Below are 24,593 nucleotides of genomic sequence, written 5' to 3' on the forward strand. Positions count from 1 at the left end.
GTTAAGTTCTTGGAAAGTTAGCTGGTGGTAGAAAAAACTTCTAAAAGAAAAGTTTCGCAAAAAATCCCCTTACCGCTAACAGTATATAGATACCGTATAGCGTAAGGGGTTCTCTTTTCAAAAAATATTTATTCACTTATAAAAGATTCATTTATTTTACCTCAGGAATGTATTGCTCTCCACCAATTTGCTGTTTCTCAAAGGAATGGTCCTTACTAGCTTCCTGAATGTGTCCGTACGCCCAGTGTTTATCGTTGACGTCTTTCCACTTCTGCTGTGCTCCAAGCAATGGTCCTCTTACCAAAAGTCTGTTAATCGTCACAACGGCTTCTGCACGAGTTAATGTCTGATTCGGACGGAATGTTCCATCCAAATATCCGTTGATAATACCAGCTACTTTTGCTTGGTCAATCGCATTTTTTGCCCAATGTCCACTATTAATGTCTTTAAAGCTGCTGGTCCCACTTTGTGTGTTATCCAGCAAGCGCTCTACAATGATAGCCATTTCAGCACGAGTAATAAGCTGATTCGGCTTAAAGCTGCCATCTTCATACCCCTTCATTAACCCTTGTGCTGTAACCACACTAATAGACTGCAAAGCCCAATAAGTTGTATCTACATCTTTATAAGATGAAGAAGCTTGTGCTTCATTTTTACCCCATAACCGTGCCAAAATCGTTGCCATTTCCGCACGGGTAATCATTCGTTCCGGGTTGAAGCTGCCATCCGCATAGCCTAAAATATATCCTTTATGCGATTCATGGAATACATTTGGATTGTTAGGTTGTTCCTTGTCCGTGCCACTATTTTTAGTAGGATTAGTGATTGTAGTGCCACCGGACGTGTTCGTTCCTTCCGAATTATTCTCTTTATTCGGCTGAGAGGAGAAACTCACGATTTGAAAACGACTGAACTTCGAAATCTCAAATTGGATCCCTTTTACTACGCCGTTCTCATATTGAATAGTTCCTGATACCAACTCTGTCGTGCCATCCGTATGTTCGATGAACACCTTTAAAGCATCTAGGAAAGCTTGTCTATTCTCAGTTGGAATGGTAATTCCACTTAATGGGAGAACAACCTTTGTGGTAAATCCACCAAAGTTAGTTTCGATCTTTCTTGGCAGACCCAGTAAGTTTATCTGATTCCCAGCAGCTGCTAACGTAACCTTATGGTCAGTATTCGCTGCTTTTTTAGCCTCACTATCCTCTTGTGCGTTCTTAATAGGTACAATTCGGAAATAAAGATCTGTACCCTTCGCTGTTGCGTCTTTTAAAGCTTCCTGACTCAACTTAACAGATCCTTCATCAGTAAAGATATTCATACCCGCATTTCTGTCAGCCAGTGCCGAAACCGCTGCAGCCGGAATCTCTATGGCAATCTCATCTGCCTTATCATCTGCTTGCTGCTTAATCTCAACAGTTAGCGTCCGGTTTTTAATATCTCCATCCTGAGGATTAAAAGAATTCGTCAGACTTTCCACTTTTGACGGATCAACGATAACAGTATCAATCTTAACCTGATTGCTGAGCGTTGTTCTGAGTATGTTCAGACTCTCTGTGTAAATCATGTCATTTCCGTTTGCCTTTACATCAGCCGTTCTTCCGCTCTCTTGGCGTGTATTTTCTTTTTCCTTCATTATGTTCTTGTTAGTAACAACCAGAAGGAAACTCTTTGTAATCTTGGCGGTACCCTTAGAGATCGTAGCGGTAACAATTACATTCTTATCACCCACTTCTGGTCTGTTCACGCTACCATGTTCTTCACCATCTTTGCTAGATAGTTTAAGAACATCAAGATTGGTCGAGGTCCATGTTATCTTCGTTCCATGTTTTCCTGTACCAAGCAACAAGAATTCATTTGTAACTGACTCCCATGTATCTCCATCCGAGAATTTAAAAGCCTTATCTACCCCTAATGCTTTAGCAGCATCTCTAACAGCATCCTCATCTGACATTCTGACAATGGTCACTTTAAATACCTTTGTACGCTTTTCACCAGTCTCTTTGTCAAGAATCGTTGCAGTTAAAGTGACCTCGATATCAGTTTCATCAGGTCCAGGCTGAACTACTTTACCCGTTGCACTAACGACATCAGGTTTACTTGATTCCCAAGTGATTGATGTATTTCCGGAAGCACCTTTTTCAGTCAAATATAACGTTTTGGCCACATGCTTCGCATGATCTCCTTCGCCATAGATAATATCCAACTTATTGAAATCATTTATTAGATGACTTAAGGATGGCTTTGTCGGATCCAATGGAAATGGATCTTCCTTATCTTTGATTCCGTCACCGTCTGTATCAGGATGCTTCGGATCTGTTCCGTTAATGAGTTCCTGTTCATCGCTCAGGCCATCATTATCATCATCTGGATCTAGACTGTCCGGAATACCATCACCGTCTGTATCCAGTTCACCACCGTTACCTGGCTTTGTCGGATCCAATGGGAATGGATCTTCCTTATCATTGATTCCATCACCGTCTGTATCCACCTTCTTCGGATCTGTTCCAAGCACGATTTCCTGCTCATCCGTCAGACCATCGTTATCATCATCTGGATCTAGACTGTCCGGAATACCATCACCGTCTGTATCCAGTTCACCACCGTTACCTGGCTTTGTCGGATCCGTTGGGAATGGATCTTCCTTATCTTTGATTCCGTCATGATCTGTATCTGGATGCTTCGGATTAGTTCCGTTAATAAGTTCCTGTTCATCGGTCAGGCCATCATTATCATCGTCTGGATCTAGACTGTCCGGAATGCCATCGCCATCCGTATCCAACTCATCACCGACTTTTCCCGGTTTCGTTGCATCCGTCGGGAATGGATCTTCCTTATCTTTGATTCCATCTCCGTCTGTATCCGCCTTTTTCGGATCTGCTCCAAGCACGATTTCCTGTTCATCCGTCAGACCATCGTTATCATCATCTGGATCTAGACTGTCCGGAATGCCATCGCCGTCTGTATCCAGTTCACCACCGTTACCTGGCTTTGTCGGATCCAATGGGAATGGATCTTCCTTATCTTTGATTCCATCGCCATCTGTATCCGCCTTTTTCGGATCTGTTCCAAGCACGATTTCCTGTTCATCGCTCAGACCATCATTATCATCATCTGGATCTAGACTGTCCGGAATGCCATCGCCGTCTGTATCCAGTTCACCACCGTTACCTGGCTTTGTCGGATCCAATGGGAATGGATCTTCCTTATCTTTGATTCCGTCACCGTCTGTATCTGGATGCTTCGGATCTGTTCCGTTAATGAGTTCCTGTTCATCGCTCAGGCCATCATTATCATCATCTGGATCTAGACTGTCCGGAATACCATCACCGTCTGTATCCAACTCATCACCGACTTTTCCCGGTTTCGTTGCATCCGTCGGGAATGGATCTTCCTTATCGTTGATTCCATCGCCGTCTGTATCCGCCTTTTTCGGATCTGTTCCAAGCACGATTTCCTGTTCATCGCTCAGACCATCGTTATCATCATCTGGATCTAGACTATCTGGAATACCATCTCCGTCTGTATCCAGTTCACCACCGTTACCTGGCTTTGTTGGATCCGTTGGGAATGGATCTAAGCTATCTGGGATGTCGTCCCCATCCGTATCTGGTTCAGTCGTAAACGTCCAAGTTGCTTTATCCGTAATTCCAGCGTACTTGTTACCAGCAGCATCCTTAAACGCTCCAGCCGCAACAAGGACATAATATTCTGTACTTGGTTGTAGATAACCCACTTTCACACCGTTGCCAGGCGTTACAATCATTGGAGTAAACGTTACGGTGTTACCCAATACATTGATGCCCATAGTACCCGTCTCAAAGCTGTACACGATACTATCGTCAGACTTATTGCGGATTTCAATTTTCTTACCCCAAACATCCTGAACAGCTGAGCTGAATGTCAGCTTCAGATTTGTATCCGCTACTACATTCGTAGCCCCTTTTATCGGCGAATATGCTGTAGCCGTAAGATCCGTCTTTTCTGGAGCTAATCCTGTCGTGAAGTTCCAAGTGGTCATATCCGTAATACCTGCAAAAGCATTACCTTTCGCATCTTTTAGTGCTCCAGCTTCAACCTGTACATAATATTTCGTATTGTAGTCCAAATATTTTCCGTCATGATCTGACAGCATCAAATAAGGATTGATCGTCACTGTTTTGCCTGAGACGCTAACACTGGTTATATCACCCATATCGAATGTATAAATAGTACTGTTATCAAGCTCCTTTTTGAGCACTACCTTTTTGCCTGATACTCCTAGTACATTTTCACTAAACGTAAGCTTCAAATCGGAGTCCACTCCAACATTTGTTGCCTCATCAGCAGGAGATAGCGATATTACAGTAGGTCCGTTTGTAATTTCCGCAGCTGTTGTAAATCTCCAAACCGTTTTGGAAGTAATGCCTGTAAACAAATTTCCAGCTTCATCTTTAAAAGCACCCGCTTCGATCAGCACGTAATAACCTGTTCCGGCTGCCAAGCTGGACGACAACTTAAGAGTTGCTTTCACATCCAACAATGTTACCTTTGTCACATCGTTGGCTGCGATAGTTTCAACTACACTATCATCAGACGTTTTGAGGATCGTGATGTATTTGCCCGCAACTGGAACTACCTTCTCACTAAACGTCAACCCAAGGTTCGTATCAACCGCAACCTCTGACGCGTTATTGACAGGTGTAAACGTCTTTACAAATGGCTGCGTGGTGTCCGGTTTGGCTACCATTTCAAAGATCCATGTGTTTTCCGTTATATTCTTGATTACCCCAGGTGAACCAGAGAATTGTTGATATTCCGCAAAACCGTACAGACCTTCATAGCTGTTGCCTGCCACGTCTTCCAGAGCACCCTCATCAATGGTTACATAATATTCACGACCATAGTCCAGCTTGGTCTGTTTAATAGTTACTACGTTCCCTGCAACTGTTACTTTATTAGTATCATCAATAGCAATCAATTCTACCTCTTCGGGGGGATGAGATTCATAATAATCTTCAGAATAAAAAGAACTACCCGGTGACATGATTCTAATATATTTTTCTTCCCCCGCTAATGCCTTTACTCTCTCGCTGAACGTGACAGTCAGTTCCGTGTTCAGAGGTACTTTTGTTGCATTAATAACGGGTGCCAGAGAGGTCACTGTTGGAGCAGTGAGATCTGGAGCTACTGTTGTGAAGTTCCAACTCGTCTTGTCACTGATGCCCGCATAGCTGTTACCTATGATATCTTGAATAGCTCCGGCTTCAATCTGCACATAGTACCCTGTACCATACGCCAATTCCGAAGCAAGCTTAATCGTCATTTTACTGCCTGATACCGTGACTAGCGTAGTATCACTCGCTATAATCGTCTCTACAACACTATTGTCTGCCTTGTTCAGAATCTTGATCGTTTTGCCAGTTGTCTTGATATTTTCGCTGAACGTCAGTTCAAGGTTCGTATTCACCGCAATATCCTTAGCATTATTCGCAGGTGTTAATCCTACCGCAGTAGGCGCAACAATATCCGCTGGAGCTCCAGTTTTGAAATACCAAGGAGGGGCCATACCATACTCCATCAGATTATTATTAATATATTGGACAAAAGAGGATATCCCGACATAATCATTGCTGAAAATATCTTGGAAAGACCCAGAATCCATCATCACATAATAATATTTATTATTTGCCATATTTTTTGATGGATTGATTATAACTTTATTGCCTGAAATCGTCACTTTTTTCGTATCACTCGTCGAAATTCGTTCGAACTCGATTGGCTCTATATAATGGTTAGATGATCCATCCGAGATCATTTGTCCTGGCTCCATAATCTTTATAAATTTCCCCCTTCCCGCACGTACATTTTCACTAAATGTAAGAGTCAAATTAGCATCTACTGCTACATTCAATTCTTTTTTCGCAGGAGAGAACTCTGTCGCTATAGGTGCAGTGGTATCATTACCGGCGCCTGTTTTGAAATCCCATACCTCAGCACCCGTGAAGCCATCCGGCACATGTACTTGGCCATCAAGAATCTCTATCTCTCCATTCAAGCCCTCATAGAGATTACCTGCTGAATCCTTAAACGCAGCTGGGTCGATCTTCACGAAATAATTAGTCTTATAATCTAGATCTGTACCTGGATTGATCTTTACTATATTGTTCGAAATTGTCACTTTACTTGTATCATCAGCGGCAATCGTCTCTACTTTAGTTGAGCTTGCAAGCAGTTCTGGATATTCGGAACCACCAGCATTAGAAGTGATTTTCGGTTTCCAAATCGTTATGCTTTTACCCGAAACAGCCTTTATATTCTCATTAAAAGTCAACGTAAGGTCTGTATCGACCTTCACATTCTGCGCATTTTTCTCAGGGGCATATGTCGATACTATCGGCGCTTCTGTGTCCGCTTGACCGCCACCATTCCCTGGGTCTGTATTGACAGCTACAGCTACAGGAACCATGAAGCTACCTACCATAAAGGGACCTGGACTGAGTGATATAGTCTTAATAACTGAGTTCGTAGTTGTATCTATTACGCTCATATTATCCGAAGAATAATTAACGGTGTACGCTTGAAGACCATCTTTGGAAAGACCAATAACGTATGGATAACCACCAACAGAAATCGTGGATTCCACTTCAAGAGTAGCCGTATTGATCACCGACAATGTATTGTCATATGTATTTACGGCATACACCTTACTACCATCCGGACTCACCTCTGTCGCAGAGGTTTCCATGCCAACGGTAATATCTGCTTCCTTAACCCCGGTTGCCGTATCAATAATGGACACTGATCCCGGTTGTTGTTCAGGACCCTGATTAGCTACATAAATCTTGGTGCCTGCGGGATTAACTGAAAGGCCAAATGGACGCTGCCCTACAGAAATTTCCGAAATTACTGAGTCGCTTTGGATATCTACAACTGAGACCAGATCAGCTTTTTGCCTTGTTACATAAAGCTTATCTCCAATTGCAACCATTGCAACAGGCTCACCTGGCGCTACTATTACATCAACGACCTCAAGTGTTCTCGTATTAATAACCGAAAGTGTACCGTCAAATTTATTGGCCACATAGGCTTTGCTCCCATCCCGATTAAAGGCAACCCCATTTGGATCCTTCCCAACCGTAAGTGTTGCACTAACAGTATCCGTTATCGGGTCAATAACTGAAACGGTATTATCTAACCGGTTCGTTACAAATACCTGTGTTTTATCCGGATTTATGGCAGCACTGTTGGGTGTCTTCCCCACTTTGATCTTCGCTTTTTCCACCGTGAGATCCGATAGATTTACAACATCAACGGTGCCATTAGAAAAGCTAGTAATGTACGCTTTATTAAATACCTGAACCGAGCTATCCTCAGCCGCATATACACGCCCTCCTTCCCTAATAAATAGGGACGAGCATATGTTGACTAGTAATACCAATAATAAAATGCTTATTGCTTTCTTGGACCTGACTAATCGAAGCACACTCTCAACTTCTTTCCTATATATTTTGTTATCCCATGTTTAGGAAATCATATCAACCATTACTCACCAAAATCTCATAAATTGTCGGGTAATGCCAAAAAAACAAAAAAAGCAGTGAGATTTCTCCCTCTGCTTTAACTCTTTTATAAAAATTAGGCCAGATATGCAGCTACACGCTCCTTAAACTCTGGTGAAGGAAACATGCCCAGCTCTGAACGATAAGCAATCTCGAATTTCTCATAGAGGCGTGTGATCTTATCCTTATTACCGAGTTTGGCATATATATCAATCATTTGCTGGTTCATCTCTTCATGAAGCGGATATAAGCTTAAGTACTTATCTAATCGTTGCTCCGCTTTATGCCAGTCCTGAGTAGCACAATCATTACTCACTAGCAAACGAGTCCAGGTTGTAAAATGCTTGCAATAAGCTTCCTCCAGCGATATTTTCCATAGATAAGGCTTCCCATCCAGCAGAGGCCCTTGATATAAGAAGCAAAGCCGCTCCATTTGCGTAGTGTTTTGTTTCCCTTCAGCCATTTCTAAATGAAACCTTTGGTAATCAAGAGCATCATAATTTTCATTTCCGGTCTCTAGCATATAACCATCATTCATTTTGCGAATTTCCATGCCGAAGCCCTTTTCTTTCAACATTTTTTTCAAAATATATATCGTATTATACAGATTGGATGCCCCTCTCTCATCCTGCATATCCGGCCATAATAAATCCATTATTTTCCATTTACTGATATAACGACCTGCATTACATAGGAAATAAGCGAATAATTCCTCTGCTCTACGTGTTCGAAAGTGAATGGGCTTACCTTCTGAATCGCAAACTTCAAATCCACCAAAACACCTGATCATCGGGGCTGTTTTCTTTGGCTCTAGTATCACCACAGGTCTCATTCGTTTAACAAGTCGTTCAGTGACCCTATTGATCGCTTCGGGTGTTATCGGCTTAAGAATATAATCTAGTGCACTTACTTCGAACGCTTCCAGTGCATAATTTTTGTAGGCGGTTGTAAATACAATTTCCGGTTGATGCATCAGCTTCTGAATTCTGCTCGCCAGCTCAATCCCGTTCATCTTTGGCATTTCTACATCTATAAACACAACGTCAGGTTGTAAATCAGGTATACACTCCAGTGCCTCTAATGGATTAGAGAAGGCCCCGCTAATGGTATAATCTGAATTACGACCGATCAGTACCTTCATCAAATTCAAAATTGGTTTCTCATCTTCCACAATCACTACACGAATCATCGTGTTTCTCCCTCCATGCCCCCAAGGCTTGCTGGTAAATACATTGTTACTTTGGTCCCGAACCCAAGGTCGGAATGAATTGTAAGAGTGGCTCCGGGAATAGCGCTTATACGCTTTCGAATGTTATGGATACCGATACTGCCATCCAACTGCTCGTCTCCGGTTAATTGATATAGCAGATCATCTGGTATACCTATACCATCATCTTCGATAATAACCTTCATGTAGTTACCTCCTGCTTGAATCGTGAGCGAAACTCTGCCCTGACCCTCTTTTTCAAACAACCCATGTCTGATCGCATTTTCGACAAACGGCTGAATACATAAGGAAGGAATCTCCACAGAACGTAGACCCTCATCCATTTTGAAAATAAAATCGAACCGCTCTCCAAACCGAGCTTTTTCGATCTCCACGTAGGCTTGAATTAGCTCTAACTCCCGGTGCAAAGGAACAACTAAAGTGGAACGGTCCATGTCGAGAATATAACGGATGTACTGACTTAACATGGATAACAAATAGGCGGCTTTCTCTCCATCTGTATAACAGAAAGAGATCACACTACTCAGTGCGTTATACAGAAAATGAGGTTTAATTTGCGCTTGATGAAAAGCATATTCATTTCGGATAGCTTCCTGTATCGATGTTTTCATTGCAATCAGCGTTTGAATTCTCGCAATCAGCGTTTCTCCATCAAATGGCTTGGTAATATAATCATTCGCCCCAGCCCTGAAGCCAAGTGCAATATCCGTTGGCGCATCTTTTACTGTAGCAAACAGAATAGGTAAATCCAGAATGGAGTAACGCACCCGCAAAGTTCGGCACAACTCAATTCCTGAAATACCCGGCATCATGACATCTAATATGACTAGATCCACATTTGGGTATTGTTCCATTTTGTCCATTGCTTCATTAGCCGAAAACGCCGTAATTATATTGTAATGATGCCGTCTTAAAATGTTCAGCAGAATATGGATATTTGAAGCTTCATCATCCACAATTAGGATCGTATATCCACTCTGATCTACAATATCAAGCGAGGTCTTCTCAAAATGCGCGTGCTGCCCCACCCCTGTAGCTGCTACTTCGCGGTAGCCTGGGATCCGCTCGATTTTGGGCAATGTGAAGATCATTCGAGTACCTTGGCCAATCTCAGACCAATCTACCCGAATCTCACCGCCCATCCGTTCGATGAGCTTCCTACTAATGTACAAACCAACGCCCATTCCTGTGTAGCCATCTTGCGGAAGAGGTTTATAGATCTGTTCAAAATATTCGAATATGGCTGTATGCATATCGGGGGATATCCCAGTTCCTGTATCTTCCACCGTGACTGACACCGTATTTCCCTCTACATAAGCTTTTATCTGAATTAATCCTTTATCAGTATGCTTAATGGCATTGTGAACTAAATTGTACATTACCTGTCTTAGTCGGCTATCATCCGCAAGCACCCAAACATCGGGGTCCACCTGGTTATCTAATCGCACAGATTTTCCCGCGAGCTCAAACTGCAATACATCAAATACAATTTGTGAAGCCACTCTTAGATCAACCACTGTCTGCTGTAGTCGTAATTCTCCATGCTTCAAAAGACTAACATCAATCAAATCCTGAATAAGCATAGACAGCTTCGTAGAAGTATCCTTAATTAACCAAAGATTCTGTTTCTGTATCGGATACAGATTATCTTCGCTATCTTCTAATAAAAAAGATGTCATATTCATAATGCCATGCAACGGAGTTTTGATCTCATGAGAAGTGTTCATCAGAAATTCATCTTTAAGCTGGTTCGAGATTAACAACTGACGGGACAGCGTTTCCGTCTTGTCATAGGTGTTTGAGAATCGCACAGCTAACATAATATTAATAAACACGATAAAACCTATAGCTCCGCATTTACCAACCATGTCAGTCTGAAGAATATTCTCGGAATAAAGACTCACATTTATAAAATACGTTAGTAACGAAATCGCTCCACCAATGAACAGAAACAATTCCTTCCGATCCGTCGTTTGACTCTGACTGCGAAGATATAAGTATATCATTCTCACTATAATTCCAAGCATAACGATGCCAAGGTAGGTTGCAAAAAGATATTTCATACGAATATGTACACTATAGGGTAGTATCAAAACGGATATTAGGTACAGAAAAAATGGTGACAACACGATTCTCATTTTTTTATTAGACATCAACCGAGACTCTACCGAGAAAAAGAACATAATGATAATAATCCCACTGACAAACTGGCTTAATTCCAACATTTTATAAACTTTTTCAAATGGGAAAGTGGGCAGTAATCTCTGAAAAACTTTCTCCCCATACAGGGAATTATTCAATGCGAGAAATAGCAAATATAAACCACTTAGTAAATAACCCTTCTCTCTACGTCCAACGAAATAGAAACTAAGATGATAAGCCCCAAACATGCCTAGTATCATAATTATTCCAATGTCTGTCCCGATCTGAATACTGTTCACTTTTGTGATATCCACATGGACACCCAGAGGGATTGAATTCACAATCCCCCCGGTGATAAAGTTAAAGTTAGATACTTGTATTACAATTTCTATCTCTTGGGTATTAGAATGAAAAAACACCGTATACGGAGTATTTCCTGGCTTAAATGACTCGCTGACCGTTGAAGGAACCCCACTCTTTCCTTCCTGCTTCCCATTGATAAATAACTTTTGAGACATACGGATACTTCTTATTTTCAAACCAAGAATCTCATCCGAATCTTTGACCAACACTTTAAGTCGATAGGTGCCAGCCCCTTTACGGTCCATCCCATCTTCTATGATCTTGCCTTTCCATGTGCCTGGGACAGTTAGATATGTAGATTTCTTATCTATACTTTGCTGAATCTCAGATGGACTCAGTAATTTATTCTCATAAAACTCCCATTCTCCGTCTAGATCAACCAGTCCCTGCTTCTCAAAGTCCCATCTCGACAAATCCAGTACGCCCTGCTTCGCCACCGGGGTCTCTTGGTCCTGAATCGTTGGGGAATATATATTTACTAATAGGGAAAAGGCAAGGATAAAAAACAACCCCATCCCGACTAATCCACGATATTTCATCGTTCTCAACCTTCAGGCTCCTCTCTATGCGAGTAATTCTACAATTCTACCCCGCTGCTCTCACAAAAATCTCTCAAAGTCCCGCCTGTAAGTTACTTCCAGACAAACCTTACCTATCCACCCGAGCATCTCCAGCCCAAGCCGTACACGAATGTCTTCGGCATTCTCTGTTAAATAAAGGGCGTAAGCCTTTATGATCGGCGTGTCCAACTCACATTGAAGTTGAAATAGCTTCTGTTGATCGAGATAATGCTGTGCTATAGATCGTGGTAGAAATCCAAAGCCTGCTCCTAGTAGCAGCATGTCCAGCATAATCATCGAGTGATCGGTCTGAACTATAGGCACATAGCCCGCTCCAACGATACTAGTAAACCATTCCGGAAACGGACCTCCCCATTCTAAATGACAATACTCCCGCTGAAAAAAATCCCCCCTGCTTATAGGCGTTTCTCTTAATTGTGTGGAGACCAGAATAATCTCATCATCAAACAGGAGGTGTCTGGTCACTTTAGGGTGTTCCGGCGGGTCATATTTAATAGCAACCTGGACTATTCCATCCAGCAAAAGATCACGGATCATATAGCTAGAATCAATATAACTTAGGAATTTGATGGCTACCTTGGGATGATCACGTCTAAATGAAAGAATATGCTGCAGGTAATAATAATGCCATACGGACCCGGGTCCACTCAAAATGATGTAGTTCTCCAGTTCTTCGGATAGAGTCACTTTACTCTCTTCAAACAAACGAAGCATCCGCTCAGCATATGGGACAAAAGATATCCCTGCCTGCGTCAAGCTAACATTCCGGTTATCACGTATAAGGAGCACCTTGCCCACGGAGTTTTCTAAAGCTTTTATTCTTGCGGTAACGGCGGACTGGGAGATATGTAGATGTTCTGATGCCTTAGTGAAATTTCGAATTCTGCATACCGCCAAAAAAGCTTCTAATTGAGATAAGTCTATGGATAACACCCTCTATGATTCAAAATATTAATGATTACGATCTATAAAATTCGTTATACAAATTATATGTATTCAGTTATGATTTCGCTATATTTTTAAACTTATAAGTGCTGGAGGAATTTATATGGTTAGCAATGTCAGAATCGAACAATTATTTACGATTAAAGAATCTATTGATGAGCTTTCAAAGCTTCTAATACAGGTGGTGGAGGATGGGGCCTCCATTGGTTTTTTACCACCCTTAGATCCTTCAGACTCTACATTATATTGGCAGAATGTCTTGGCTGCCGATGTAATCCTTTTTGTCGCAACAATGAATGATATTATCGTGGGAAGTGTACAACTACATTTAAGCACAAAAGCAAACGGAACTCACCGAGCCGAAATCGCAAAGCTAATGACACACCCTAATTATCGTCGAAATGGTATTGCTCGTTCTCTTATGGAAAAGGCTGAAGAGAGAGCTACGCAGGAAGAACGATCGTTATTAGTGCTAGATACAAGAGAAGGTGACCCTTCCAACCTCCTTTATACTTCAATGGGCTACATACAAGCTGGACGTATTCCGAGCTATGCAATATCAGCAAATGGTGAATTACATGCGACGATTTTTTATTATAAAGTTATTGGCTAGACATTTATAAAACACCAAGTTATAGTATTGATAATACTTTTAATAACCATTTTCAAAAGTCTAGAGGTGAATAAAATAAACCAAATCGCAAACAATTCTATTCGTGTTAAAAAGATAAATCAGGAGCTTATCAAGCAAGCCTTAAAGTCGATGAAAGAAGGAACCAAATCAACGATTGCTACCGCCACCGGGTTAAGTATTGCCACCTGCGGAAATATTCTGAATGAACTTATGGAGACAGGTGAAGTCATTGAGACTGAGCTGGAGCCTTCGAATGGAGGTCGGCCGGCCCGAAGATTCATCTATAATGTCGATTTCTCCTACATCGCATGCATCTATGCCAAGATTGAAGATGGACTCCAATCCTTAACCTATGCAGTAACAAATTCCGTTGGCGAACGTGTAGATGATGGATGTATCAAAGCTGAGAGTATTGACGCTACAACCATTGATCATTTAATAGGCACACTAATCCAAGCCTATAACAATATCAAAGCCGTTGGTATTGGTATCCCGGGACTAGTTCATCGAGGTGTCATCAATATTTGTGATATCAAGACTTTAATTCATGCCCCCTTAGAGTCACTCCTCAGAGAGAAATACGAGGTTGAAGTCACCGTCGAAAATGATATGAATCTAACCGTTTACGGATTCTATAAACAGCAGGATTATGAAGAGGATAAGACCATCGCCGTAGTGACCTTTATCAAAGGAGCCTTTCCAGGTGCAGGGATGATGATCGACGGGCATATCCACAAAGGCAATACTAGATTCGCGGGTGAAGTCTCATTTTTACCGTTTGGAATCTCGCGTGAGGAGCAATTTACTCGTTTGGGACAGACAGAAACGTTTATCCCGTTGGCAGCTCATACCATCGCCTCATTAACGGCAGTTATTAACCCTGAGACAATAGCGCTCACAGGTGAACAAGTTAGACAAGAGGATGTGCCACATATCTATCAAAATTGTCTGGCATTCATTCCAGAAGAGCATATGCCTCACCTAATTGTGCTGGATCACCCTGATGATTATTACATGAACGGATTAATTGCGATCACGCTGGAAAGCTTGACCTATTCGTTGCAGCTGGTTGAGAAGCGGCGGTAAGTATTTTTTATTACCCCTAGCATTTGCATCATGGATCTAAAACCAACAAGAACTTCAGGAGGAATTACGAATGGCTACAAACAAAGAGAATATGATTGCAGGAAAGCTTTACATGGCTGGTGGAGAAGAATTAGCTAGAGACAGTAAAAGATCTAGAATGCTCACTCGTTTATTTAACAATACGACGGAAGAACAAGGCGAATATAGAGTAGAATTACTTAAGCAATTATTCGAGTCTACGGGTGAATCATTGCATGTTGAGCCGCCTTTCCGCTGTGATTATGGCAGCAATATTACCGTCGGAAATAACTTTTACGCCAATTTCGACTGCATTATCCTTGACGTAGCAAAAGTAACGATAGGTGAGAATGTTCTCTTTGGACCCAGAGTAAGCGTATATACCGCTGGCCATCCCATTGATGCGGACGTTCGTATTAGTATGCTTGAATTCGGTACACCGATTACGATTGGAAACAATGTGTGGGTTGGCGGAAACGCGGTAATCAATCCCGGGGTAAATATCGGCAACAATGTAATCATCGGCGCAGGTTCAGTAGTGACTAAAGATATCCCTGACAATGTAATCGCTGTGGGGAATCCTTGCAGAGTGCTAAGAGAAATTACGGAGGACGATAAACAACACTGGGAAAAGCTTAAAGAAGAGTACTACAAAGACACCGAGCAATAAAGATACCCGATTCTGGAGGTTCTCACGTTGAAAAAGCGCTTTGGCGGATTTAATAAGGTTTATGCCATGCAATTGGCAACGATTTTTTTGGGGTTTATTGTGTTTGGGATATCAGAAAACATTAAAGGGCCAGCCATTCCAAGAATTCAGTTTGACTTCAATTTGGATGAAAAGCAGCTAGGTACCCTTTTATCCCTAAACGCTCTAGGTTATTTAATCGCCTGTTCCTTTACAGCTGTATTGGTTCGTAAGTGGGGGATCAAGGCTGTCAGTATTATTGCTTTCGCATCCATGATATTCTCTGGGGTTCTAATTTACATCTCACATAGCTATCCTCTCTTCTCGGCTTCATACTTCCTAATGTATATTGGAAACGGAATGCTTGAGATTGGGCTTGCCATTCTGGGAGCACGTATTTTCGTTAAAAATACCGGGACCATGATGAACTTATCCCATTTCTTTTACGGGTTTAGTTCAACGTTAGCTCCCCTACTGGCAACAGGGCTGATGACGGTAAGTATATTCGGTCATACTCTGGATTGGCGCGAAATGTATCTAGTAATGCTTAGCCTTTCTTTACTGCCTATTCTATTTGCCTTACGGAGTACGTTTCCGGGTGACGATCTTCCATATGAGGACCGTATTCCCTTAAAAACGCTTGTCCGAGATCCTGCTTTATGGCTAATGGTTCTTATCCTTTCCTTCGGAGTAGTGTCGGAGCTTGCCGTAGGCGGATGGCTCGTAAATTTCCTTGAAAAAGCATACCTGTGGGATACGGTTACTGCTTCTGGGATGCTGTCGACCTTCTTTCTCTGCTTCTCGTTAGCAAGACTCCTGCTCGGACCCGTTACTGATAAAATTGGATTTAACCTATCGCTTATCATATTTTCAGCCTTCTCTGCCCTGTGTACATTTGCCGCAATTTTGGGTGGAGAAAAGCTCGCCTTTCTATTCGCCGCAGCAGGCATCGGGATTGCGATGATTTATCCAACGGTTATGGCTTTTATCGCAAAGAGATATCCGCATGGTAGCGACACCGCCATCACATTTACAGTCACGTTAATGGGAGTGGGTAGCGTAATCGGCAACTATGCTATAGGTGCTGTGATCGAATGTGTGAAGCTGCTTTACGGCGCGGAGACACAAACAGGCTTGCTACGCGGACTTCAAGCCGGTTATGGTTTTATCGGATTATGTGCGGCGATATGTGCAATATCCGGTTGTGTGCTATATCGTTATTTACATCGCCGCCAAGAACTTATCTAACCTCATCTATATTACTTAAAAAACCTGTCGATTTAATCGGCAGGTTTTTTGTTGAATCATAGAGTTTCCTTATCCGTGCTGCACCGAACGGTGACCAAGATCATCAGTTGATGGACTAAGCGATCTGCAGCCCACTCATCAGCTCCCGCATTTTTCTAACAATTTGCTCCTCTTCATTGCTCACCTTTTCCGTTGCCAATTCACCAAGCTCTGTGTGTTCTCCAACACAAACCGAATGAGCAGAATGTCTAAACATTTCTATATCGTTAGCATCGTTACCAAAAGCGATAAATTGCTGCGGTTCTATGCCTAATTGTTGTAATCCTGTCCATTTATTTATGCCTTTAGGGCTAATATCTATAATGTCCTCTTGACCATGTCTATAAATCACAACAGGTAGACTATGTAGCTGATCTAATAATTGTTCCCCGTTTAGGCTACTCAAAATAACTATTTTCACAAGCTCATCCAGCTCAGATGGACTTACATTTTTGGCGCGTTGTTCTGGATCTACATTTCTTCGAATGGGATGATCATCAGAACCCGAATATGCATAGTCCCAGTGACTATCAATCAAATAAGTTGCATCAAATTCTTGAATCAAATTCAGGATGTTCTCCGCAGTCTGCGGGTCAAAATGTATCGTCGAAATAACCTTCCCATCCTTTGCAATAAACGCGCCATTCCCACCTACCATCGGATAATGATGCATATGGGCAGGTAACACAGGTAATAAATCACGAATAGGCCGGGCTGACGCAAAGATGACCTCATGACCCTTTTCAATAAGTTCATCCAAGGCTTGTACGATTCGTTCACTCAAAGGTTTGCCGCTAAAACATATGGTTCCATCTAAATCAAAAATAAATTTCATAGTCTATATCCTCCCCTTTTTCTCTATAATAACGAGTTCGTATATAATAGAAAGGACCGATGTCCAAAAAGGAGTACGCAATGAAAACTATTCAGGATCCAAATCTTATAGCACATTACATTACCCAATTTAATCTAAATCAAGTATTCACGACATCAAAACATGCTTTAATTCAGTTACGTGTCTATGAGCAGAATGAAATCATTTTGCATGAGAGCGATGAGCTGGACGGAATTTATTTTCAAGTGGAGGGGCGTACTAAGGTTTCTTCAAGTGTGGGAACGGGAAAATCCTTGTTATTACGGTTCTGCTCACCCTTGTCTTTATTCGGAGATATTGAGTTCGTGCAAGAGGTTCCAGTCCAATCACAAGTGGAAGCCGTACAACAAACCACCTTCTTATTTATCTCAAAACAAAAGGTTGAGTCTGACCTAATGGATAACCACAGATTTAAAGACTTGTTGCTGAAACATCTCTCCTACAAGCTTCTAACCTGCACATCCGCATCCCGAACGAACTTGCTGGGCTCAGTTGAGGAAAGGTTTGCAAGTTATTTATTGACTATTCAACTCCAACGTGAGTTTGGAAAAGAAATTCAGACGCCATACATCCCAGATATAGCCTCTTTGATTGGGACGACCCCCCGCCATTTAAACCGTGTCATTCAGCGGCTCACCGACATGGAGATCTTATATAAAGTTAAACAAGAAATTGTTGTACTCGACTGGGAGCGTTTGGATGAAATGTCTAACGGAATAAGATTTGAATAACCTAAAAGTTCATCATTCAATTGAGGATAAAATGATCGATGTCATCATAACGGATATCGATCTTTTCTCCGTTTCTTTTGACAAGATTTATATACAGAGGAGCTGCATCAACACTTCCGCCACCCACCAACACATGGTAGTCATCATTGATTTCATATTTACGGATGTACAAGCCTGAACCAACGTCTTCAAAGGGATAGGCATCAAAATCCTCCCAGGTTAACTCCTCGCCTCTTTGGGCTAAGTCACGCAACTCATTCATGGACAACACTGCAGGTTTGTTATGATTGCAGGCTGAAAGTATAATCGTCAAAGCAAACAATAACAGCATTATCAAGTTCCGCTTACTTCTCATTCATAAACCTCCAAACTCTATATTTTGTTATTTACAGGAAAATATAATGTAATAATACCATAGCTTAGACTAGATGTTAAAAAGGAGTAAAGCCCTTTTGAGGGTGCTTTACTCCTTTTTAAATCTTTAATTGGGAGGGATTTTGAATTGGCACAGCAAGCTACGACACCGGAAAATGAATATAAAAAAACAGGTCAGTCATGGGGGTATCTGACCATAATCGACCTGTTTTATGTAACGCTTCAGCGTTAATTAGGTTATACTTTTCAATCATTAATGTGCGTATAAAAGAAATCAAGAATCATGTAGCGGTATTACATGAGTTAAGTGAGATATTGGTTAAATAATGAGTTCAATTGACATTGGGCAGCCCACACAATGCATCGAAGAATAATAATCTAACTATTTTTCCGTCTCATCGTATAGTTTCTCTAAAAATTCCTCAAAATCCTTAGTAAAGAAGTACATATTATTCATATCTTCTGGGTCTTCATCATGAATCCAAAAATAAATATTCCCAAAAGGCTTTTCAGTAAGACCTAAACAAATTTGATTCCCACCTGGATCATCTGCAATTGGAATAAATCCTATATCCATTATATCGTCAAATATATCAATTTTCTTGTTTAAATTGCCATACATTTCACCAATACCATAGAAAATATTTACCATACCATTGCCTTGCTCTTTAGAAATAGTAAAGTAATATGGTCTAAGATAACCCCCATTGTTTTTCAATAAGAATTCTCGATATTGTTGAGGAAGTTTAACTCTGATTATTCTTTCGAAGTCTTGAAGTCTAGATTCCGTTAAAACTTCATTGTTTCCTTGTATCTCCAATTTAATCTCCTCCAGGTCACAAAAAACAGGTCAATCATGGTGGTATTAAACCATAATCGACCTGTTTTTTGTAACGCTTTAGCGTTAACTTTTCAATCATTACTGTACGTACAAACGAAATGACTAAATCTTTATTCGGGCAATACATAAGTGATGGGTGTATTCGGTACTAGTTAGCCCTTAATGTTTTTTATTCAGTTAGCATTGTTAGGAATTCTTCAAAACTATTTGCAACATGATAGCTCACTGGGTCAAATTCACCAGAATTTGCATGATCCCACACACAAACTTTAGGATTATTTCTAGATTCACGAAAATCTAAGCATAGAAAATCACCAGCAAATAAAACAGCAACTGGTAATAATGCAACTCCTACCAAATCCTCATCATCAATTAGTCTCTCATCAAGCTGAGATTTAGTAGCATCAATATCAAATATTCCAAACTCATTTTCTGTTGGATTCTCAAGAATGCATAAAAATCTAGTAATTGCATAGCTATGATCATTACAAATAAACGAACGAATTTCTGGAGCACCTCCATTATTTATTTTAATAAATTCTTTATATTCTAATGGCAATTCTACTCTCCAAAAACCTTCTTCTTTCGATAACAGTTGATCAGACGGTAAAGGATAAACTATAGTCTCTTTTTTTATTTTCGTAATAATTTCCTCCCTCTTATTTATCTTGCGGCATCTGCCCACATTCCAGTAGACCTTCCGCCATTGTGAGTTGTAATGTTATGAATTCCATAAGGAACCAATTGCATTTTCCCAGGGACTTCAGTGTGGTGCCATGTATACGATCCGTTCTCAACCAGTTTTCTTATGTCTTCTGGAAGATTATCATTTAACCGGTCAAACTGTTCTGTATCACCTTTTTTCCACAAATCTTTTGGGAGCTCATCACTATGCACTACCACGCCTGCACCCTCAAAATTCAGGCTTATCGTTATATATTAATTTGTCTTCATCATCATATCCTGTATACACCTTTATGTTAGCAGTCAACGTCCCCACCTGAAACTCTGGATCTTCACCAGTTATAGCTGGCGTATAGCTATTAGCGCTTATCCATTTCATATCTGATATTCCAAAACTTTTAATTTCAGATTTAGTAAATTCATTATGTTTAGAGTCTTCCATTAAATCCGGTGCATAAACACTCATATCCAATATGAAATCCGTACGTTTTTTATTAGGTACCGCACTAACTCCAGATCCAGTTGTATCGGTTATTTCAGATCCCCCTTCCCAAGTCGCTTTCCAATTCGGCCCATCTGTTTGCACCCATATGATCATAGGTGTTGCCTCTTTCTTTCCAGTTACTTTTACTTTCAAAGTTTGCATTGGTGCAGGACCTTGCGGAGTAACAACAGCATCTGGTGGATATCCATACTTAAAAAATCCTATTGCGTAAGATGAAACTGGAAATTGGGCAACTAATAAAGCTATTAACAGAAAGCTTATCCCCCATTTTTTCATACCACTTCACCTATTCTATTTTCATGTCATAACTAACACGTGAGCCATCATCTGTTTTCAATCCTCGGTAAGGATACTCAACATCTATAAATTGCGCTACCCACAACCTCACTCCTTTTCCATTTCGGTAATTAGAAAAGAACTCCTCAGTATCTAGATAGGGTAACGTCAAATACCCGTATTTCTCCTGAAGAAAGTCGGTAACTTTTCTTTCTCCATTCACTAACATCTCAGCTCCATTGTAATAATGACTCAATGAGAAATGTTCAGTCTTCGGATAAATCGTAATTTCCACAAAAGCTCTATAAATTCCACGTCTATCTAAACTACTAACATACTCATTTTCATCTACAAACATCGGCGCATAAATTCCCTTTTGGTTTTTGAAATCCTGTGTATCTACTATAATAAAATGATGAAATTTAATCGTACCCGCGTTATTACGTAATGTGTCAGTCTTTTCTGCAACATCATTGAATGAGCTGCCATTTGTCGAAAAAGGGCTAATACTCTCCATATTGGTCCGCTTGGTTCCCACTTCTCGCAGTTCATTTAATCCCACGAAACTATCTGCTTTCTGCTGACCAACCGTATTTAAACGCAACAGAATGGCAGAGGCTTCGGCGCGGGTTGCTTGCCTAGTTAAACCAAATGATCCATCAGGATAACCACTCATCAGCTTCGTACCTAGTGAAACCGCAATATATGGAGATTGGGACTGCGGAATACCTGGTTTGAAATATTCTTTTACCGGAAGCACCGTTGTCACCGTGTCCTGCAAGGCTTGCTTATAATCAACATCGGCTGCTGCAAGTCCAGATGCCATCCATTTGGCAATTTCTATACGTGTAATGGGTGTGCTAGGCTTAAATCCGTTCGGATAATCACTGGCGTTGATGTAACCCAGCGAAACTGCCCGATTTACTTCTGCCTCACTCCAGTGTCCTACCAAATCCGCAAAAACATTCGTTTGGTCCTTCTCAGCCTGCACCTTCGATGCCCTTGCCAGTAACGCAGCGAACTCTGCTCGTGTTACTGTCTCATTCGGTTTGAATGTGCCGTCGTCATACCCTTTGAAATATCCATTTTTCACCGCCCCATCAATAGCAGCTTTAGCCCAATGCTTTTTAATGTCCTTAAATGTAATTGTTTGCTCTGCTGCTATCGCCGGATGAACCTGTGTCAATAAACCAATCCCAACTAAAGAAACTACTATTAGACTGTTAATTAATAATTTTTTTCATTATGTACCTCCGTTTTTTCAAGTTCCTTTCTATGGAACGTTCATGCAGTGTGAAATGAGTTATAAAGAATTCAATTGATATTTTGTATTCATTACATAATCCTTCAGGATCAATCGCCCCTTCAATTTGAATTTTATTTTTCTCCACCCATTCGGCGTATTCTTTAATTTCATTCTCCCAGATATCCCACTACCTACCCTTTATTCACCGTCTATCAATTCCTGTTTTCGCCCAATGATTCGCCGCAATATCACTAAATTGAACAGCATCAGCCTTAACAGCTGAAGTTGAAGATGAAACTAAGCACACAGCGAGCATTAATAAGAAAGGAACTGCTTTTTCACTAGTTTTAATAGATTATCCATATAAAACTTTCTCTCGTCGCTAATATATATTTATAAATCTAGACCTACTTGACAGCGCAATCATCAACATCCTCTTCACTATTGTTCACTATGAGGATTTACAATTAAAATATCTGCAAAGGAACGGAAATATCCAGAAGTCGGTGTAGCTATCCATACATTTACCGATTTTCTCAGCTTATCTTTCGTGACCTTAGGAACAATAATATAAGGAGAATCATCTCGTTTCTTGTGAAAAACTGGTGCGGTCATCGTTAATACACCCTCTTCTTGCTTAGGATTGGGTAATCCTACACCTATTAATTCTACCTGTGCAAATCCATCACCGAAATAACGATCCGTTGCATCATTTTTCTCTGTTGACTTCCAATAGAGGAGATATGCTTTTTTATAGTTCGATACGGGATGTCCAGGATTCCCATATTCTCCATAACTCCATTTAAGTGTGCTTAAAGGAGGTACTTGTTTTAAATTAGGATCATTCGGATCTTCTAAATCAATTGCAACAAGTTCATGCAAGGTTGCTACGTATTTATTGTCTTTGGAGGTTAAGGTTAGCTTATCTTCTCGCCATTGATCTTCAATGCTGGCATATCGCGACCAATCTTCACCTCGATATCCTACAATCTCCGGCATCACAGTAAAAATATTCGTCTTATGCCAAGCTATTTCAGCGCTGCTAATCGCATACTTATCGGTCGGAAGCTTTCCTCCGCCTTTTACAGTTAGTACGCGCTCTACGGTAGCAACAGATTGCGCTCTGGTTGTATTTTCTTTTTCTCCAAGCTTACCTGCGCCTAGTCCAGAGATTAAGCCTGACTTCGCAGCCAGATACATCCATTTGTCATCTTCCTTTGTCTGTAAGCCGGTTGCCCGGGCAGCAATACGTGCCATCTCTTGACGAGTTATCTTTTTGTTCCATTCCAGCTCTGAATTGGCAAAATCACTGGCCACGTACAACTTCGCCTGTTCCGCAGCATTGACGTAACTTTCATACCATTTGCCTCCGGTATCCTCGACACTTTGTCCAGTTGCTGTCACAATCATTTTGATGAATTCCGCACGGGTCACGTTGGCGTTAGGCATGAACAGCCCTCCAGGATATCCCACTACGTATCCTTTGATCACTGCCGTATCTATCCCTGATTTCGCCCAATGTTTCGCCGGAACGTCACTAAACTGAATAGAATCAGCCTTAACCGTAGAAGTTGACGATGAAGCCAAGCTTACAGCTAGCAATAAGAAGACCGGAGCCGCTTTTTTGCTTAGTTTTAATAGAGTATTCATATAATTCTTCCTTTCGTCGCTAATATGTATTTATAGATCTAGATTTACCTAACCGCACAATCCTCAATAAAATATCCTTTTCGCGCGGCCTCCTCTGGATCGAACAGACTTTCTATAACAGTAACCCCCGAGGGTACACAGCTTTCTCCGTAAGCAATATGTCGCCCAGCTGAATTCCGGGTACCTATTAGAACCTTTCGTCGCATTACTGCCCCACTACCTAAGGAATATGCATCCAGCAGCTACCCTTACATCATCGTAGCCTTGGTGTGTTGTTAAATGAACTAGAACACCATTGAGGAAATCACGAACCTCCTGCTGTTTGCCGTATATTCCGAGCGTATTAATATTCCTTAGCGGTATGTAGACCGGAATATCTCGCACAAAATACATCTCTTCGCATATTTTACTGGCGATTTCTTCAAGTGGGTTGTCATCGTCAATCGCTTTCGCTTTCGAGCTATATATTGGCACCAGAGCAATCGGCTGGATACCAACACCAACCCTGAGATTCAAAAAGTCATCTTCAATTCCGGTTTTTTCCCACAACTGCTTGCTTCTCCCCCGTACGATTTCTACGCAGGATTGAATACTTGGATGGATATATGTATAGGCTTCTCGTTGCGTACTGGCGGCACTTTGTAAATCATTACGAACCTGGAATAAGTAGTTGAGATATTTCTTTTCAAGTTTTTTGTTCTGTTCATGATGTTTTTTCACACTGGATCTATAATTCAAAATTGAAACCATGACCGTTAGAACAGTCATACCCGTGGTTGATATCAGCATGGTAAACGACCTGGTCAATGTTGACATAAATATGGAGATGACTAACATCCCGATGGGGGGACTATAATCGTCAACCATGAGAAGGTTGGTTTTCCCGATGGTCGGG

The 24,593-nt window shown here is 41.1% G+C and carries 19 protein-coding genes; 5 read left to right on the plus strand and 14 right to left on the minus strand.

Going from position 1 to position 24,593, the window contains the following annotated elements; genetic code table 11:
* Positions 1–151: 151 nt before the first annotated feature.
* From UQ64_RS16760 to UQ64_RS16775, 4 genes are all read right to left on the minus strand, one after another.
* The gene (locus UQ64_RS16760) at positions 152–7,267 is read right to left on the minus strand and encodes an Ig-like domain-containing protein (RefSeq protein ID WP_245238035.1); all 7,116 of its coding nucleotides are present in this window, start codon (positions 7,265–7,267) and stop codon (positions 152–154) included.
* 353 nt (positions 7,268–7,620) lie between these two features.
* Positions 7,621–8,733 (minus strand): response regulator, encoded by a 1,113-nt coding sequence (locus UQ64_RS16765; RefSeq protein ID WP_060624569.1) that lies wholly within the window; start codon positions 8,731–8,733, stop codon positions 7,621–7,623.
* Positions 8,730–11,816 (minus strand): hybrid sensor histidine kinase/response regulator, encoded by a 3,087-nt coding sequence (locus UQ64_RS16770; RefSeq protein WP_060624786.1) that lies wholly within the window; start codon positions 11,814–11,816, stop codon positions 8,730–8,732. The genes UQ64_RS16765 and UQ64_RS16770 overlap by 4 nt, the downstream gene beginning before the upstream one ends.
* A gap of 60 nt (positions 11,817–11,876) precedes the next feature.
* Complete coding sequence (locus tag UQ64_RS16775; protein ID WP_245238037.1) at positions 11,877–12,791, minus strand: LysR family transcriptional regulator; 915 nt, start codon at positions 12,789–12,791, stop codon at positions 11,877–11,879.
* Positions 12,792–12,906: 115 nt separating this feature from the next.
* Here UQ64_RS16775 and UQ64_RS16780 point away from each other — a divergent pair, with 115 nt between their 5' ends.
* From UQ64_RS16780 to UQ64_RS16795, 4 genes are all read left to right on the plus strand, one after another.
* A complete protein-coding gene (locus tag UQ64_RS16780) occupies positions 12,907–13,416 on the plus strand; it encodes a GNAT family N-acetyltransferase (RefSeq protein ID WP_060624570.1) in 510 nt (169 codons plus the stop codon).
* Between the two features lie 150 nt (positions 13,417–13,566).
* On the plus strand, positions 13,567–14,523 hold the full coding sequence (locus UQ64_RS16785; RefSeq protein WP_082651179.1) for an ROK family protein: 957 nt from the start codon (positions 13,567–13,569) through the stop codon (positions 14,521–14,523).
* Positions 14,524–14,593: 70 nt separating this feature from the next.
* Positions 14,594–15,211 (plus strand): sugar O-acetyltransferase, encoded by a 618-nt coding sequence (locus tag UQ64_RS16790; protein ID WP_060624571.1) that lies wholly within the window; start codon positions 14,594–14,596, stop codon positions 15,209–15,211.
* 66 nt (positions 15,212–15,277) lie between these two features.
* On the plus strand, positions 15,278–16,477 hold the full coding sequence (locus tag UQ64_RS16795) for an MFS transporter (RefSeq protein WP_060624789.1): 1,200 nt from the start codon (positions 15,278–15,280) through the stop codon (positions 16,475–16,477).
* Between the two features lie 115 nt (positions 16,478–16,592).
* Here the strand turns inward: UQ64_RS16795 and UQ64_RS16800 are convergent, their stop codons facing one another.
* On the minus strand, positions 16,593–17,351 hold the full coding sequence (locus UQ64_RS16800; protein WP_060624572.1) for an HAD-IIB family hydrolase: 759 nt from the start codon (positions 17,349–17,351) through the stop codon (positions 16,593–16,595).
* An 80-nt stretch (positions 17,352–17,431) separates the two neighbouring features.
* Here UQ64_RS16800 and UQ64_RS16805 point away from each other — a divergent pair, with 80 nt between their 5' ends.
* Positions 17,432–18,121 carry a Crp/Fnr family transcriptional regulator gene (locus UQ64_RS16805; protein ID WP_060624573.1) on the plus strand — a complete coding sequence of 230 codons (690 nt, stop codon included), beginning with the start codon at positions 17,432–17,434 and terminating at the stop codon, positions 18,119–18,121.
* Between the two features lie 16 nt (positions 18,122–18,137).
* Here the strand turns inward: UQ64_RS16805 and UQ64_RS16810 are convergent, their stop codons facing one another.
* The 9 genes from UQ64_RS16810 to UQ64_RS16845 all read right to left on the minus strand — a co-directional run bounded on the left by UQ64_RS16810 (position 18,138) and on the right by UQ64_RS16845 (position 24,487).
* Positions 18,138–18,476 (minus strand): hypothetical protein, encoded by a 339-nt coding sequence (locus UQ64_RS16810; protein WP_060624574.1) that lies wholly within the window; start codon positions 18,474–18,476, stop codon positions 18,138–18,140.
* 402 nt (positions 18,477–18,878) lie between these two features.
* On the minus strand, positions 18,879–19,316 hold the full coding sequence (locus UQ64_RS16815) for an SMI1/KNR4 family protein (protein WP_060624575.1): 438 nt from the start codon (positions 19,314–19,316) through the stop codon (positions 18,879–18,881).
* A gap of 190 nt (positions 19,317–19,506) precedes the next feature.
* A complete protein-coding gene (locus UQ64_RS16820) occupies positions 19,507–20,022 on the minus strand; it encodes an SMI1/KNR4 family protein (protein ID WP_245238039.1) in 516 nt (171 codons plus the stop codon).
* Positions 20,001–20,240 (minus strand): HNH endonuclease signature motif containing protein, encoded by a 240-nt coding sequence (locus UQ64_RS16825; RefSeq protein ID WP_245238041.1) that lies wholly within the window; start codon positions 20,238–20,240, stop codon positions 20,001–20,003. Before UQ64_RS16825 ends, UQ64_RS16820 begins: the two co-directional genes overlap by 22 nt.
* A gap of 10 nt (positions 20,241–20,250) precedes the next feature.
* Positions 20,251–20,802, minus strand: a complete 552-nt coding sequence (locus UQ64_RS16830; RefSeq protein WP_060624576.1) for a hypothetical protein — start codon at positions 20,800–20,802, stop codon at positions 20,251–20,253.
* Between the two features lie 10 nt (positions 20,803–20,812).
* Positions 20,813–21,988, minus strand: coding sequence for an S-layer homology domain-containing protein (locus tag UQ64_RS16835; protein WP_060624577.1), 1,176 nt, complete (start codon positions 21,986–21,988; stop codon positions 20,813–20,815).
* A 501-nt stretch (positions 21,989–22,489) separates the two neighbouring features.
* A complete protein-coding gene (locus tag UQ64_RS16840; protein ID WP_060624578.1) occupies positions 22,490–23,698 on the minus strand; it encodes an S-layer homology domain-containing protein in 1,209 nt (402 codons plus the stop codon).
* A 44-nt stretch (positions 23,699–23,742) separates the two neighbouring features.
* Complete coding sequence (locus tag UQ64_RS31735; RefSeq protein WP_209445817.1) at positions 23,743–23,904, minus strand: hypothetical protein; 162 nt, start codon at positions 23,902–23,904, stop codon at positions 23,743–23,745.
* Between the two features lie 10 nt (positions 23,905–23,914).
* Positions 23,915–24,487 (minus strand): hypothetical protein, encoded by a 573-nt coding sequence (locus tag UQ64_RS16845; protein WP_156417583.1) that lies wholly within the window; start codon positions 24,485–24,487, stop codon positions 23,915–23,917.
* Positions 24,488–24,593 lie beyond the last annotated feature (106 nt).

Source organism: Paenibacillus etheri (genome assembly GCF_001012825.1).
GTDB lineage: Bacteria > Bacillota > Bacilli > Paenibacillales > Paenibacillaceae > Paenibacillus_AQ > Paenibacillus_AQ etheri.

What these genes read in the sequence shown, in the direction of transcription:
- UQ64_RS16805 (WP_060624573.1), top strand. Translation starts at nt 17,432, where the DNA reads ATGAAAACTATTCAGGATCCAAATCTTATAGCACATTACATTACCCAA.
- UQ64_RS16830 (WP_060624576.1), bottom strand. Translation starts at nt 20,802, where the DNA reads ATGAAAAAATGGGGGATAAGCTTTCTGTTAATAGCTTTATTAGTTGCC.
- UQ64_RS16780 (WP_060624570.1), top strand. Translation starts at nt 12,907, where the DNA reads ATGGTTAGCAATGTCAGAATCGAACAATTATTTACGATTAAAGAATCT.
- UQ64_RS16845 (WP_156417583.1), bottom strand. Translation starts at nt 24,487, where the DNA reads ATGCTGATATCAACCACGGGTATGACTGTTCTAACGGTCATGGTTTCA.
- UQ64_RS16790 (WP_060624571.1), top strand. Translation starts at nt 14,594, where the DNA reads ATGGCTACAAACAAAGAGAATATGATTGCAGGAAAGCTTTACATGGCT.
- UQ64_RS16770 (WP_060624786.1), bottom strand. Translation starts at nt 11,816, where the DNA reads ATGAAATATCGTGGATTAGTCGGGATGGGGTTGTTTTTTATCCTTGCC.
- UQ64_RS16810 (WP_060624574.1), bottom strand. Translation starts at nt 18,476, where the DNA reads ATGAGAAGTAAGCGGAACTTGATAATGCTGTTATTGTTTGCTTTGACG.
- UQ64_RS16795 (WP_060624789.1), top strand. Translation starts at nt 15,278, where the DNA reads ATGCAATTGGCAACGATTTTTTTGGGGTTTATTGTGTTTGGGATATCA.
- UQ64_RS16785 (WP_082651179.1), top strand. Translation starts at nt 13,567, where the DNA reads ATGAAAGAAGGAACCAAATCAACGATTGCTACCGCCACCGGGTTAAGT.
- UQ64_RS16765 (WP_060624569.1), bottom strand. Translation starts at nt 8,733, where the DNA reads ATGATTCGTGTAGTGATTGTGGAAGATGAGAAACCAATTTTGAATTTG.
- UQ64_RS16800 (WP_060624572.1), bottom strand. Translation starts at nt 17,351, where the DNA reads ATGAAATTTATTTTTGATTTAGATGGAACCATATGTTTTAGCGGCAAA.
- UQ64_RS31735 (WP_209445817.1), bottom strand. Translation starts at nt 23,904, where the DNA reads ATGCGACGAAAGGTTCTAATAGGTACCCGGAATTCAGCTGGGCGACAT.
- UQ64_RS16840 (WP_060624578.1), bottom strand. Translation starts at nt 23,698, where the DNA reads ATGAATACTCTATTAAAACTAAGCAAAAAAGCGGCTCCGGTCTTCTTA.